General features: G+C 60.9%; 13 protein-coding genes. 3 read left to right on the top strand and 10 right to left on the bottom strand.

Annotated elements, in window-relative coordinates:
• Positions 1-17: 17 nt before the first annotated feature.
• The 6 genes from ahcY to FHT29_RS29690 all read right to left on the bottom strand — a co-directional run bounded on the left by ahcY (position 18) and on the right by FHT29_RS29690 (position 5630).
• Entirely contained in the window at positions 18-1418 is a 1401-nt protein-coding gene (ahcY, locus tag FHT29_RS29715; RefSeq protein ID WP_037195540.1) for an adenosylhomocysteinase, read from the bottom strand.
• Positions 1419-1600: 182 nt separating this feature from the next.
• Positions 1601-1876 (bottom strand): HPr family phosphocarrier protein, encoded by a 276-nt coding sequence (locus FHT29_RS29710; RefSeq protein WP_037195537.1) that lies wholly within the window; start codon positions 1874-1876, stop codon positions 1601-1603.
• A gap of 17 nt (positions 1877-1893) precedes the next feature.
• On the bottom strand, positions 1894-2295 hold the full coding sequence (locus FHT29_RS29705; protein WP_034481375.1) for a PTS sugar transporter subunit IIA: 402 nt from the start codon (positions 2293-2295) through the stop codon (positions 1894-1896).
• Between the two features lie 154 nt (positions 2296-2449).
• Entirely contained in the window at positions 2450-2902 is a 453-nt protein-coding gene (locus tag FHT29_RS29700) for an HPr kinase/phosphorylase (protein WP_168600813.1), read from the bottom strand.
• A gap of 8 nt (positions 2903-2910) precedes the next feature.
• Positions 2911-4704: a sensor histidine kinase gene (locus tag FHT29_RS29695; RefSeq protein WP_037195535.1), complete on the bottom strand. Its 1794-nt coding sequence runs from the start codon at positions 4702-4704 to the stop codon at positions 2911-2913.
• A 194-nt stretch (positions 4705-4898) separates the two neighbouring features.
• Positions 4899-5630 (bottom strand): response regulator transcription factor, encoded by a 732-nt coding sequence (locus tag FHT29_RS29690; RefSeq protein ID WP_197072741.1) that lies wholly within the window; start codon positions 5628-5630, stop codon positions 4899-4901.
• Positions 5631-5980: 350 nt separating this feature from the next.
• Between FHT29_RS29690 and FHT29_RS29685 the strand changes: the two genes are divergently transcribed.
• From FHT29_RS29685 to FHT29_RS29675, 3 genes are all read left to right on the top strand, one after another.
• Complete coding sequence (locus tag FHT29_RS29685) at positions 5981-7591, top strand: phosphoenolpyruvate carboxykinase (protein ID WP_047559327.1); 1611 nt, start codon at positions 5981-5983, stop codon at positions 7589-7591.
• 119 nt (positions 7592-7710) lie between these two features.
• Positions 7711-8145, top strand: a complete 435-nt coding sequence (gene arfB, locus FHT29_RS29680) for an alternative ribosome rescue aminoacyl-tRNA hydrolase ArfB (RefSeq protein WP_047559325.1) — start codon at positions 7711-7713, stop codon at positions 8143-8145.
• A 130-nt stretch (positions 8146-8275) separates the two neighbouring features.
• Positions 8276-8884, top strand: a complete 609-nt coding sequence (locus FHT29_RS29675) for an alpha-ketoglutarate-dependent dioxygenase AlkB (protein WP_047559318.1) — start codon at positions 8276-8278, stop codon at positions 8882-8884.
• Between the two features lie 3 nt (positions 8885-8887).
• Here the strand turns inward: FHT29_RS29675 and coaA are convergent, their stop codons facing one another.
• The 4 genes from coaA to hisA are packed head-to-tail and all read right to left on the bottom strand — an operon-like array spanning position 8888 to position 11747.
• Entirely contained in the window at positions 8888-9883 is a 996-nt protein-coding gene (gene coaA, locus FHT29_RS29670) for a type I pantothenate kinase (protein ID WP_037195524.1), read from the bottom strand.
• A gap of 6 nt (positions 9884-9889) precedes the next feature.
• Positions 9890-10204, bottom strand: coding sequence for a phosphoribosyl-ATP diphosphatase (locus FHT29_RS29665; RefSeq protein ID WP_047559314.1), 315 nt, complete (start codon positions 10202-10204; stop codon positions 9890-9892).
• Between the two features lie 14 nt (positions 10205-10218).
• Positions 10219-11007 carry an imidazole glycerol phosphate synthase subunit HisF gene (gene hisF, locus FHT29_RS29660; RefSeq protein WP_037195520.1) on the bottom strand — a complete coding sequence of 263 codons (789 nt, stop codon included), beginning with the start codon at positions 11005-11007 and terminating at the stop codon, positions 10219-10221.
• Positions 11004-11747: a 1-(5-phosphoribosyl)-5-[(5-phosphoribosylamino)methylideneamino]imidazole-4-carboxamide isomerase gene (gene hisA, locus FHT29_RS29655; protein WP_037195518.1), complete on the bottom strand. Its 744-nt coding sequence runs from the start codon at positions 11745-11747 to the stop codon at positions 11004-11006. Before hisA ends, hisF begins: the two co-directional genes overlap by 4 nt.
• Positions 11748-11767: the final 20 nt, after the last annotated feature.

Here is an 11767-nt window from a genome sequence, read left to right as displayed (position 1 = left end):
GGATATTGATCTTAAAATCAGTATCTGTAGTGGTCGGACTTGAAAGGACCTTGGGTCGTGACGCCGATATACGCGGCCTGCTCGTCCGAAAGCTCGGTCAATTTTACGCCGAGCTTGGCGAGATGCAGGCGGGCGACCTTTTCGTCGAGGTGCTTCGGCAGCACGTAGACCTGATTCTGATACTGACCGGGCTTGGTGAAGAGCTCGATCTGCGCCAGCGTCTGGTTGGTGAAGGAAGCGGACATGACGAAGGACGGATGGCCGGTGGCGTTGCCGAGGTTCAGCAGGCGGCCTTCCGACAAGAGGATGATGCGGTTGCCCTTGGCGAACTCGATCAGGTCGACCTGCGGCTTGACGTTCGTCCACTTCAGGTTACGCAGAGCGGCAACCTGGATTTCGTTGTCGAAGTGGCCGATGTTGCCGACGATCGCCATGTCCTTCATCGCGCGCATATGGTCGATGCGGATGACGTCCTTGTTGCCGGTCGTGGAGATGAAGATGTCGGCGCTGGAGACGACGTCTTCGAGCTGAACGACTTCGTAACCGTCCATCGCAGCCTGGAGCGCGCAGATCGGATCGACTTCCGTAACCTTGACGCGGGCGCCGGCGCCGGAAAGCGAAGCGGCAGAGCCCTTGCCGACGTCGCCATAGCCGCAGACGACAGCGACCTTGCCGGCCATCATGACGTCGGTTGCGCGGCGGATGCCGTCAACCAGCGATTCCTTGCAGCCGTACTTGTTGTCGAACTTCGACTTGGTGACCGAGTCGTTGACGTTGATCGCCGGGAAGGGCAGCAGGCCCTTCTGGCTGAGCTGATAGAGGCGGTTGACGCCCGTGGTGGTTTCTTCGGTTACGCCCTTGATGGCGTCGCGCTGCTTGGTGAACCAGCCCGGCGAAGCCTGAAGGCGCTTCTTGATCTGCGCGAAGAGGATTTCCTCTTCTTCGGAATGCGGGTTGGAGAGCACGTCCTCGCCGGCTTCGGCGCGGGCGCCGAGCAGGATGTACATGGTGGCGTCGCCGCCGTCGTCGAGGATCATGTTGGACAGGCCGCCATCGGTCCACTGGAAGATCTTATCGGTGTAGATCCAGTAGTCCTCGAGGCTTTCGCCCTTGATGGCGAAGACCGGCACGCCGGAAGCAGCAATCGCTGCAGCGGCATGGTCCTGGGTCGAAAAGATGTTGCAGGATGCCCAGCGAACCTCGGCGCCGAGCGCCACCAGCGTCTCGATGAGAACGGCTGTTTGAATCGTCATGTGTAGCGAGCCGGTGATGCGCGCGCCCTTCAGCGGCTTCGTTTCGCCGAACTCGGCGCGGCAGGCCATCAGGCCCGGCATTTCGGTTTCGGCGATCGTGATTTCCTTGCGACCGAAGTCGGCAAGGCCGATATCCGCGACGACGTAGTCCTTTTCAGTGCTCATGAAGATCTCCAGCCTGAACGATGCAACCGCGCCGTGGGCAAAACGCCTCGGCCGAATGCAACAAGAATTGCACGCTGACAGCGTGTGGGATGATGCCGTGTAGCAGGCTTCAGGCTGGAAATCAATAATGATATAAAGAAGTCTTTATGTCTTTATATCCTGGCGGCAGCCAAGAGGAAAACTTAGATTTCCTCGCCGAACTTGTTGGCCACAAGCAGGTCCAGCGCCTCGAGCGCTTCGGCGGCCTGATTGCCGCTCGCCGTCACCAGCACGCTGCAGCCGGGGCTGGCCGCCAGCATCATCAGGCCCATGATCGAATTGCCGCCGACAGTCGTCCCGTCCTTGGAAACGGTGATGGCGGCGTCATAGGCTTCGACGGTCTGGACGAATTTGGCGGAGGCGCGGGCGTGGAGGCCTCGCTTATTGATGATCAGGAGTTCCCTGGAAAGCTCGGTCATAGAGGCGGTGCTGTCCGTCATTTGCCGCTGAGCACACGGCTGGCTACGTTGATGTATTTGCGTCCGGCCTCCGAAGCTTCAACCAGAGCCTTCTCCATGTTGTTGTCGCCGCGCACGCCTGCAAGCTTGATAAGCATCGGCAGATTGACGCCGGCGATGACCTCGGTATGGCCGCTATTCATGACGGAAATTGCAAGATTGGAGGGCGTGCCGCCGAACATGTCGGTCAAGATGATGACGCCGTGGCCATCATCCGCGCCGGCGACGGCTTGCAGGATATCCTGTCGCCGCTTGTCCATGTCGTCTTCGGGACCAATGGATACCGTTTCTATGAACTTCTGCGGACCAACGACATGCTCGACCGCATGCCGAAACTCTTCAGCTAGCTTGCCATGAGTGACAAGCACAAGTCCGATCATGATATTACTGCTCCCATCGCATTACGCAAACAGGTGGCCAATATCGCAATGCAGCAATGTCGTCCACCAGTTGGGGGGACATCTTGGCGATGAAAAGACGAAGTGCAAGCTTAAAATACAGGATTTGAACGCCTGTGAAGGCTTAAAAGGCCGATTATTCCAAACTGGAAGCGATTTTCGCCATAATTGTTGGGAGCGGATTCACCGAGTTGGCAGACAGGCGGACCAGCGGCAGCCGGATGGAGCCGGTCACGTTTATCTGGTCGTCCTCGGGAGGCAGCCTTTCCGCCGTCGCTGGATCGACCGGACGGATGGCGAAGTGCATTTCGGCCTTCTGAACATAAGGCAGGCGAACAATGCCGGTGTAGCGGATTTCCATCAGGCCGGCGATCGAAGGCGGGCATTCGGCGAAAATGGAACCATCGTGCTCTGTGATCAACACCCGGTCGTCGGCGACCAGCGCTGCGGCGAGCCCGAGCGGCTTGGCGGCTGTCAGACATGAAAAGGCGAGCGAGGATTTGCCGCTGCCCGAAGGCCCCAGGAACAATAGGCCGGTCTTGCCGATGACGATCGCTGTCGCGTGAATATTGGCTGCTTCGACGGTCATGCGGCCGCTCATGCCGGCGTCTCGGCGGGCAGAGACAGGATGAAGCGGGCCCCCAGCAGCGTTGTGCCGTCAGTGTCGATAATGTTCTCTGCGCGGAGCGATCCGCCATGCGCCTCGGCAATCTGCCGGCTGATCGACAGGCCGAGACCCGAATTCTGCCCGAACTCCTCCGAATCCGGCCGGTCGGTATAGAAACGTTCGAAGATGCGGTCGATGTCCTCTGCCTGGATGCCGGGGCCATTGTCCTCGATGTAGATGACGCAGCGCGTCCTCGTGCGCGTCAGCCTCACCGTGATCTTCCCGGTGCCGTTCGGGACGAAGGATCGAGCGTTTTCGATGAGATTGGTGACAATCTGGCCGATACGCAAGTCGTGACCGACGACGGTGAACTTCGCCTTGTTGGCCGGCTTGCGGTCGACCAAATACTCAATCTCGACTGCCCTCTTGCTGTGTCCGACCTGGCGGGAAATATCGATCATGTCGCGCAGCAGCACTTCCAGATCGAGCGATTTTTCATCCGAGCGGGCGAGTTCAGCGTCGAGACGCGAGGCGTCGGAGATATCGCTGATCAGCCTGTCGAGGCGGCGCACATCATGCTGGATCACATCCATCAGCCGCTTCTTGGAATCGTCGCTCTTGGCCAGCGGCAGCGTCTCGACGGCGCTGCGCAGGGATGTCAGCGGGTTCTTCAGCTCGTGGCTGACATCGGCGGCAAAACTTTCGATCGCGTCGATGCGGTCGTAGAGCGCCGACGTCATGTCGCGCAGCGCGATCGATAGGTTGCCGATCTCGTCCTGGCGGGCGGAGAAATCGGGAATTTCCTCGCGCTCCTTCGCCCCGCCGCGGCGCACGCGAATGGCGGCGGCCGAGAGCCGGCGCAGCGGATTGGCTATGGTTGACGACAGAAGCAGCGACAGGACGACGTTGACCAGCGTCGCAACGCCGAAGACGCGCATGATCGCCAGGCGCTCGGCATGGACGATCTTGTCGATGTCGCCGGCTTGGGTCGAGAGCAAAAGCACGCCGAGCACAGCCCGGAAACGCTGGATGGGCACTGCGACCGAGACGATCAGCTCGCCCTTTTCCGTGGTGCGGACGACGGCGCCGCGCACGCCGGTCAGTGCGTTCATGACTTCCGGATAGATCGAACCGTCGCCTCCGGGCGCTTCCTTGTAAACAGGCAGGTTGCCCGGCTGCAGCATCTTGTTCAGCAACCCGCTGAACCAGTCCGACCAGCTCTGCTTCTCGTCGTCAACAGGCGGCAGGTCATAGCGTAGCACCTGGCCGCGGGAATAGAGGTGGCGGCTGTCGAGCAGCAGATTGGCATCGGCGTCGAAGATGCGGGCGCGGGTGCGTGTCGGCGAGATCAGCCGGGTCAGCACCGGCGCCACCTTTTCCGGATCGATCGGGAATTCCAGGTCCTCGTCGTTCGGAACAGGCGTAATGCTCTGGCCGGCCTGCAGCTCGAGCAGCTTCTGCGGATCGATGGTGATAGAATTGGTATCGACCGATGCCGAGGCGGAAACGGCACCGGCGATGATTTCGCCCTGGGTCAGCAGGCTCTCGACGCGCGCGTCGATCAGGCCTTCCCGGAACTGGTTGAGGTAGAGAATGCCGCCGACAAGAACGACAAGGGCGGCAAGATTGAAGAACAGGATGCGCCGCGTCAGGCTCGAAAAGACGGCATTGCCGAAGATACGGCGGATCAGCGTGAACGGATGAGTCCATCGGCGGCGCGCAGGTCGAGCGCCGCTCGGGCTTTCCGCGTCATCTATATCTCTGTCCTGCACCAGCTGTGCCAATCCAATGGCCCTTTCGAAGAACGGGATCGCGGTCCCGTCCGCATGCTCTTATTCCATTGCCCGCTGTATGGTCCAGTTAACTATTCGGGCATGATGCCGAAAGGTGTGAGGGGATTTCGGACGACGTCATGCCCTATTTCTGATTCCGGAGCGGATTCAGATTTTAGGTCGATCCGACCTAAAATCATCCGGCTCTAGGCAGCTTCGCGGAAGCGGTAGCCGACGCCATACAGCGTCTCGATCATATCAAAATCGAGATCGACCATCTTGAATTTCTTGCGGAGCCGCTTGATGTGGCTGTCGATCGTGCGGTCGTCGACATAGACCTGCTCGTCGTAGGCGGCATCCATCAGAGCGTCGCGGCTCTTCACGACGCCGGGGCGCTGCGCCAGGGAATGCAGGATCAGGAATTCCGTGACGGTCAGCGTCACCGGCTCGCCCTTCCAGGTGCAGGTATGCCGCTCCTGGTCCATGACGAGCTGGCCGCGCTCCAGCGAGCGGGCCTGCTGCGTGGCACCCGGCTTGGCGGCTGCGCTGCCGCCAGCTGCGTTCGCGGCCTCGCGGGCGGAAGCGCGGCGGAGCACCGCCTTGACGCGCTCGACCAGCAGGCGCTGCGAGAAAGGCTTGGTGATGAAGTCGTCGGCGCCCATCTTCAGGCCGAAGAGTTCGTCGATCTCCTCATCCTTCGAGGTGAGGAAGATCACCGGTATATCGGACTTCTGCCGCAGGCGGCGCAGAAGTTCCATGCCATCCATGCGCGGCATCTTGATATCGAAGATCGCCAGCTGCGGCGGCCGGGCGAGCAGACCATCGAGCGCGGACGCGCCGTCCGTATAGGTCTCTACCTTATATCCCTCTGCTTCCAAGGCAATCGACACGGAAGTCAGGATATTGCGGTCGTCGTCAACGAGCGCGATTGTCAACATGGTATTCGTCTCCGTCATCAGTGCGCGTCTCCCGGATTTGGAATCCAGCCCAGGCGGTTTGCCAGCTCGGTCGGCGGTAACCTGGCGCGCTTATGGGGATAAAGGTGGAACAAATTGTGGCAAAGATAAAGGGGTGGATTGTCGAACCGCGACGCGCTTGCTCAAAGGTTGTGCGACGAAACGTCCCGGTGTTGTCAATTCAAACGATTTAAAATTATCGAAGTTTATTTAAATCGATTAAATAACTGATATCATTAAAGATTTTTTGTTTTTTGCTCTTGTGCTTTTAAAAAGACGTCTCTACGCTTTAGAAAGTTCTAACGGCCAAGGCCTTGTTGAGGAAAAAAGTGATGGAGCAATTCGGCGTCCGTAATCCCGCAACCGAACTGGGAACGATCGGCCTGGGAGCCGCCGCCAGCGTGCGCTATAACCTCATGGAGGCCCACCTCTATGAAGAGGCGATTCGCCGCCGCGAAGCTGATCTCACCGCCGATGGTGTGCTGAGGGCGCTGACCGGGCAGCACACCGGCCGTTCTCCGAAGGACAAGTTCGTCGTGCGCGACGCCACCACCGAAGATCAGATCTGGTGGGACAACAACAAGCCGATGTCGCCGGAGCACTTCGCGCTGTTGCAGGAAGACATGCTGGCGCATGCGCATGGCAAGGACCTGTTCGTCCAGGATCTCATCGGTGGCGCCGATCGCGACTACGCCCTGCCGACGCGTGTCATCACGGAATTCGCTTGGCATTCGCTGTTCATCCGCAACCTGTTGATCCGCCCCGAACGTTCGGCGCTCGAAAGCTTCGTGCCCAGGCTGACGATCATCGACCTGCCGAGCTTCCGCGCCGATCCGGAGCGTTACGGCTGCCGCACGGAAACGGTGATTGCCTGCGATCTGGTCAACGGCATCGTTCTGATCGGCGGCACGTCCTATGCCGGCGAAATGAAGAAATCGGTCTTCACCGCGCTGAACTATCTGCTGCCGGAACGCGGCGTCATGCCGATGCACTGCTCGGCCAATGTCGGCCCTGATGGCGACGCCGCGATCTTCTTTGGTCTGTCGGGCACCGGCAAGACGACGCTCTCAGCCGATCCGACGCGCACGCTCATCGGCGACGACGAGCATGGTTGGGGCGAAAACGGCATCTTCAACTTCGAAGGCGGCTGCTACGCCAAGACCATTCGCCTGTCGGCCGAGGCCGAGCCGGAAATCTACGCCACGACCCGCCGCTTCGGCACGGTGCTGGAAAATGTCGTGTTGGACGAGCATGGCCGCCCGGATCTCGACGATGGTTCGCTGACGGAGAATACCCGCAGCGCCTATCCGCTGCATTTCATCCCGAACGCCTCGGAATCCGGCTTAACAGGCCATCCCGAGACGATCATCATGCTGACGGCCGATGCCTTCGGCGTCATGCCGCCGATCGCCAGGCTGACGCCGGAACAGGCGATGTACCACTTTCTCTCCGGTTACACCGCCAAGGTCGCCGGCACGGAGAAGGGCGTCGTCGAGCCGGAAGCCACGTTCTCGACCTGCTTCGGCGCTCCCTTCATGCCGCGCCATCCGGCCGAATACGGCAATCTGCTCAAGGAACTGATTGCCCGCCACGGCGCCAGCTGCTGGCTGGTCAATACCGGCTGGACCGGCGGCGCCTATGGCACGGGACGGCGCATGCCGATCAAGGCGACGCGTGCCCTGCTGGCCGCCGCACTGAAGGGCGATCTCGACAATGTCGAATTCCGCATCGATCCGAATTTCGGCTTTGCGGTGCCGGTTGCCGTCGAGGGCGTCGACACGGCCATCCTCGACCCCCGCTCCACCTGGGCCGATGGCGAGGCCTATGACGCGCAGGCCAAGAAGCTGGTCCAGATGTTCGTCACCAACTTCGCCAAGTTCGAGGATCACGTCGACGGCAATGTCCGCGACGCGGCGCCGGGAATGCCCGTCGCAGCAGAATAAACATCCAGAACGGGAATGACTCACGTGAAACCCGGCGACCAGTTCGCCGGGTTTTCATTTTGCCCGGCAGTAGTTTTCAACCGCGCTCCGATGTGGGATAGACAGGCGCGGAGAAAACCATGGCCAGCGAAGCGCTTTATATCAACGACCGGATCACCCTTGCCGGCTGGGAACTGACGGAACAATTCGTTCTGGCGGGCGGTCCTGGCGGCCAGAACGTCAACAAGGTTGCAACGGCGGTCCAGCTTTTCTTCAGCCTCCAGAATTCGCCGTCGCTCAACGAGCGCGTCAAGGCAAATGCGGCGAGGCTTGCCGGGCGGCGCCTCTCCAAGGACGGCGTGCTGATGATCGAGGCCAGCCGTTTCCGCAGCCAGGATCGCAATCGCGAGGATGCCCGCGAACGTCTGAAGGAACTGATCCTCGAAGCCGCGGCCCCGCCGCCGCCGCCGCGCAGGAAGACCAAGCCGACGAAGGGTTCCATCGAGCGCCGGCTGAAGGAAAAATCCGGGCGCTCCGAAGTCAAGAAGATGCGCGGCAAGCCTGGCGGCGATTAAGCCGGCTTTCGGGCTGCGCTTTTGGTTTGGCGGGATTAGAATGCGGATTGTCGGGCGATCTGATTTCGCGGCAGCTGCATGCCTGCGACGACGGCACATTCACGTGGCCGGCACCATCAGGAAAACATCAATGCTGCTTCCCAACGGTATTCGCCATCTCCCCGACTATCTCGATCGCCCCAAACAGGAAGGCCTGGTCGAGGCCATCCGCGCAATCGTGGCCGAAGCGCCGCTGTTCACGCCCGCCATGCCCGGGACAGGCAAGGAAATGTCGGTGCGCATGACCAATTGCGGTGCGCTCGGCTGGGTGACGGACAAGCAGCGCGGCTATCGCTATCAGCCGACGCATCCCGTCACCGGCCGACCATGGCCGGCCATGCCGCCGCAATTGCTCGATCTCTGGAATGATATAGCTGGCTATGAAAAGCCGCCGCAGGCTTGCCTCGTCAATTTCTACGCCGACGATGCCCGCATGGGGCTGCATCAGGACCGCGACGAGCAGGATCTGGCCGCACCCGTCCTGTCGATCTCGCTGGGCAACAGCTGCCTCTTCCGGGTCGGCGGTCTCAGCCGCAATGATCGCACGCTATCTTTCAAGCTCTCCAGTGGCGATATCGTCGTTCTCGGCGGCGAGGGCAGGCTCTGCTTCCATGGCGTCGACCGCATCTATCCGGCCACGTCGACATTGCTGAAGAATGGCGGGCGGATAAACCTGACTTTAAGGCGGGTTGATCCCTGAACGTCAAAGCTTCCTGAGCGCTACCTGTTCGATCAGATGGTTCTTGCCCTTCTGCAGGATGAGGTCGGCGCGCGGGCGGGTCGGCAGGATGTTCTGGCGCAGGTTCTTCAGGTTGATGTTCTTCCAGAGCCCTTCGGCGATGGCCAGGGCCTCCTCGCCGCTGATCGAGGCGTAGCGGTGGAAGAAGGAATTGGGATCGCGGAAGGCGGTTTCGCGCAGCTTCATGAAGCGGGCGACATACCAGGTATGGATAAGCTCCTCGTCGGCGTCGATATAGATCGAGAAGTCGAAGAAATCTGAAACCATCGGTACGATCTTGCCGTCGGCCGGCAGATGCCGCGATTGCAGCACGTTGATGCCTTCGAAGATCAGGATATCCGGACGGTCGACCGTCTTGAATTCATTCGGCAGCACGTCATAGACGAGGTGCGAATAGCAGGGCGCCTTCACATCCGGCTGTCCTGCCTTGATCGCCGAGAGGAATCGCAGCAGCGCTGCCGTATCGTAGCTTTCCGGAAAACCCTTGCGCTGCATCAGGTTGCGGCGTTGCAGCTCCGCATTCGGATAGAGAAAGCCGTCTGTGGTGATCAGGTCGACCTTCGGGCTCGACGGCCAGCGGCGCAACAGTTCTTTGAGGATACGGGCCGTGGTGGACTTGCCGACGGCGACGGAGCCGGCAATGCCGATGACGAACGGTGTCTTGGCGACATTCGAGAGGCTCAGGAACCGGTTGCGCTGCTCGAACAGGATCTGCGAGGATTCCACATGCGAGGACAAAAGGCGCGACAGCGACAGATAGATGCGCCGGACCTCGTTGAGATCGATCGGGTCGCCCATCGAGCGCAGCCGCGTCACTTCGTCGGCGGTCAGCGTCAGCGGTGTGTCGGCCCGGAATTTCGCCCACTCTTCCGAAGAAAAGAAATAATAGGGCGAATAGGCTTTCGCCTGAAAAATATCGAGCGTCTCGGGCGCAGTCGGGGTCTTGGTTGCTATCGTCATCGCTCTCTACCGGCGCGCCTTCTCCTGAAGGCCGGATTGTGCGGTGCGCCTTTCGAGCTCACCCATGACATTCTGCAACGGAATGCCTGCAATCTTCAATACGACCATAAGATGATAAAGCAAGTCCGCGGCCTCATAGGTGAGGTTGTCGTGATCGTTGGTGACCGCCGCCATCACGGCCTCGATCGCTTCCTCGCCCAGTTTCTTCGCGGCTTTCGGCTGGCCGGCGGCGCATAGCCTGGCGGTCCAGGATTCCTCCGGCGAGGCCTTGGAACGTTCCTCGACAATTCGTTCGAGGTCGGAGAGGGTAAATCCGCTCATTGGTTCGCTGCCTCCTAATCGAGCCGCATGGGAATGCCGCGCTCCGCCATGTAGCGCTTTGCTTCGCCCACCGAATAGGTGCCGAAGTGGAAGATCGAGGCGGCGAGCACCGCCGTCGCATGGCCTTCCTTGACACCGGCGACGAGATCGTCGAGGTCGCCGACGCCGCCGGACGCGATAACAGGCACCCGCACGGCATCCGCGATCGCCCGCGTCAGCTCCAGATCGTAGCCGACCTTGGTGCCGTCGCGATCCATGGAAGTGACGAGAAGCTCGCCGGCGCCGCGCTCGACCATCCGGCGCGCGAAATCGACGGCGTCGATGCCGGTCGCGTTGCGGCCGCCATGGGTATAGATCTCCCAGGCGCTCATATTGTCGCCGCCGAGCGCCTCGGTTCGCCGCCGCTTGGCATCGATCGAGACGACGATGCACTGGTTGCCGAACTTGTCGGCCGCTTCGGCGACGAAATCCGGATTATTGACGGCTGCCGAATTGATCGACACCTTGTCGGCGCCGCAGAGCAGCAGCTTGCGGATATCGGCGATGGAACGCACGCCGCCGCCGACAGTCACCGGCATGAAGCATTGCTCCGCCGTCCGCGCCACCACATCGAAGATGGTTTCGCGATTGTCGGAAGAGGCCGTGATGTCGAGAAAGCAGAGCTCGTCGGCGCCGGCGGCATCATAGGCCTTGGCCGCCTCGACGGGATCGCCGGCATCGACGAGATTGAGGAAGTTGACACCCTTGACGACGCGGCCGTCCTTGACGTCGAGGCAGGGGATGACGCGGGCTTTCAGGGTCATTGCACTGCCTCCCTGGCCTGCTTGATCAGTGCCAGTGCTTCCTTAGGGTCGATGCGGCCATCATAGAGCGCGCGGCCGGAAATCGCACCCTCCAGTTTGCGGGCGTCAGGCTCGATCATGCGGCGGATATCGTCAAGCGAAGCCAATCCGCCGGAGGCAATGACCGGGATGGAAACAGCTTCGGCCAGTTCCAGTGTCGAAGCCCAATTGATGCCGGTGAGGATGCCGTCGCGGTCGATGTCGGTGTAGATGATGGCGGCGACGCCGGCGCCTTCGAATTGCTTCGCCAGCTCGATGACGCCGAGTTCGGAGGCTTCCGCCCAGCCCTCGACTGCCACCTTGCCGCCCTTGGCGTCGATACCGACGGCGATATGGCCCGGAAACTGCCTGCAGGCTTCCACGACAAGCGCCGGATCGCGCACGGCGACCGTGCCGAGGATGACGCGGGTCAGACCGCGCGACAGCCAGTTTTCCATATGCTCGAGGGTGCGGATGCCGCCGCCGAGCTGTACCGGGTTCTTCGTTGCCTTGAGGATGGCGTCGACGGCAGCGCCGTTGACGGTCTCGCCGGCGAAGGCGCCGTTGAGATCGACCACATGCAGCCACTCGAAGCCCTGGTCCTCGAAGGCTTTCGCCTGAGCCGCCGGATCGGGATTGTAGACGGTCGCCTGCTCCATGTCGCCGAGCTTGAGGCGCACGCATTGGCCGTCTTTTAGGTCGATAGCAGGGAAAAGAATCATGATTTCTGTCCTTGGAGCGC

The organism is Rhizobium sp. SG741 (assembly GCF_012275435.1).
GTDB lineage: Bacteria > Pseudomonadota > Alphaproteobacteria > Rhizobiales > Rhizobiaceae > Rhizobium > Rhizobium lusitanum.
This window is presented reverse-complemented; position numbering and strand designations above follow the sequence as displayed.

Excerpts from the sequence above, each read along its gene's own strand:
- ahcY (WP_037195540.1), bottom strand. The coding sequence starts at position 1,418 with ATGAGCACTGAAAAGGACTACGTCGTCGCGGATATCGGCCTTGCCGAC.
- FHT29_RS29710 (WP_037195537.1), bottom strand. The coding sequence starts at position 1,876 with ATGACCGAGCTTTCCAGGGAACTCCTGATCATCAATAAGCGAGGCCTC.
- FHT29_RS29705 (WP_034481375.1), bottom strand. The coding sequence starts at position 2,295 with ATGATCGGACTTGTGCTTGTCACTCATGGCAAGCTAGCTGAAGAGTTT.
- FHT29_RS29700 (WP_168600813.1), bottom strand. The coding sequence starts at position 2,902 with ATGACCGTCGAAGCAGCCAATATTCACGCGACAGCGATCGTCATCGGC.
- FHT29_RS29690 (WP_197072741.1), bottom strand. The coding sequence starts at position 5,630 with ATGTTGACAATCGCGCTCGTTGACGACGACCGCAATATCCTGACTTCC.
- FHT29_RS29685 (WP_047559327.1), top strand. The coding sequence starts at position 5,981 with ATGGAGCAATTCGGCGTCCGTAATCCCGCAACCGAACTGGGAACGATC.
- arfB (WP_047559325.1), top strand. The coding sequence starts at position 7,711 with ATGGCCAGCGAAGCGCTTTATATCAACGACCGGATCACCCTTGCCGGC.
- FHT29_RS29675 (WP_047559318.1), top strand. The coding sequence starts at position 8,276 with ATGCTGCTTCCCAACGGTATTCGCCATCTCCCCGACTATCTCGATCGC.
- coaA (WP_037195524.1), bottom strand. The coding sequence starts at position 9,883 with ATGACGATAGCAACCAAGACCCCGACTGCGCCCGAGACGCTCGATATT.
- FHT29_RS29665 (WP_047559314.1), bottom strand. The coding sequence starts at position 10,204 with ATGAGCGGATTTACCCTCTCCGACCTCGAACGAATTGTCGAGGAACGT.
- hisF (WP_037195520.1), bottom strand. The coding sequence starts at position 11,007 with ATGACCCTGAAAGCCCGCGTCATCCCCTGCCTCGACGTCAAGGACGGC.
- hisA (WP_037195518.1), bottom strand. The coding sequence starts at position 11,747 with ATGATTCTTTTCCCTGCTATCGACCTAAAAGACGGCCAATGCGTGCGC.